The sequence below is a fragment of the Vibrio sp. YT-18 genome (genome assembly GCF_033337345.1).
GTDB lineage: Bacteria > Pseudomonadota > Gammaproteobacteria > Enterobacterales > Vibrionaceae > Vibrio > Vibrio alginolyticus.
In genome coordinates this window covers 1-1,344 of record NZ_JAWOQO010000122.1, presented here as the reverse complement: position 1 = coordinate 1,344, position 1,344 = coordinate 1, and the positions used below count along the sequence as shown (strand labels likewise).

The window sequence follows — 1,344 nt, the reverse complement described above, 5'->3', positions numbered from 1 at the left end:
GCTACAAGACTGCCTTGTATTTCTCGCTCGGTCTGCTCGGGATGATAATTAGTTTCCTTTTTATCAGCCGATACTTTTTCCTGTACAGCTTAGATGAGTGGGAAAACATGGAAAGTGACCACTCAAGTCAGCAAGCTATAGCCGTAATTGACATGATGGTGACTCAGCAAGAAGGAAGTTCCTATGATTGGGCTTACTGGGATGAGACCTATGACCTTTTCGCACACCGTGACATCGCAGGTTACAGCGAACGCAACTTATATGTCGAAACCCTTGATGCGCTGAACCTCGATTTGATGTCGTTTATCACACTGGATGGTCAATCCTTAGTGTCATTGAGTCGTGAAAACACACCAGAGTCTTCATCCTCACTAAACAATAAAGTCGTGTCCGTGCCACTCCTCCAACAGCATATTTTGGCGATGAACAGTAAGCTTGATGTTCACCGCGAAAGTTTGGCGGGCATATTTAAGATCAATGACAACATTTGGGGGTTGAGCTTAGCGCCAGTTCGCAACAGCGAAGGAGATCGTCCTTCGAACGGCTGGATGCTGTGGGGACGCAATCTGTCTGAGCGTTTCCCTGGCGACTTTAAAGCGATGATGTCTGCCAACAATACGCTCGTGACCAAGTCGTTTAACCCTGTCGATCATGCCAAAACTAAAAGCATCGATAAAACCTCAGAGTCCATCATCAAATGGACCCCAATCAGCGATCTCGCGGGTGAGCCGATTGCGTGGTTGAAAACACAAACCAAACGTGAACACTATTCAAAAGGTAATACGCTCTTTATTTACCTCTTTGCGACGGTTGGGGTGGTAGCGTCAGTCATTGCTACCAGCACGTTTTTCATCTTCAAAAGAAAGGTGGCAACACGCTTTAGCCACTTTGCCGAAGGCATTAACGAAATCGCCTCCCAATATCAGCTTGAAGGTTTGCAGTCCGTAAAGTTCGATGAGTTAGAACTCGCGACAAAGCTTGTGCAAAAGCTCTCTGAAAACACGTCTATGACTCAGTTACAGCTGAAAGACTCCATGGAGAAATTCGGCGCACTTTACCACAGCTCATCGTTAGGCATGCTGATCGTTATTGAACGTGAAATCGTCGACGCCAACCATCGAGCGCTTGAACTACTGAGTTATAAAAAGTCCGAGCTTCTTGAGCAGTCATTAGACACGCTCTGCCCTACGACTGCTGATGAGTGTCGTGTTGATGCAATGTATCGAGAGCTTCAACATGGCCGCAATCAGTTTGAAGCACAGATGCTAGACAGCCACGGCGAAACCATCGATTGTTTAATAGAAGCAACACTGATTCAGCACAACGGGCACACCGCCTTGATGC

Annotated in this window: 1 protein-coding gene; it reads left to right on the top strand. The window is 46.8% G+C overall.

The features are described 5' to 3' along the window. A partial coding sequence (locus R7M72_RS24815) for a CHASE4 domain-containing protein (RefSeq protein WP_318056427.1) occupies positions 1-1,344 on the top strand: 1,344 nt, incomplete at both ends.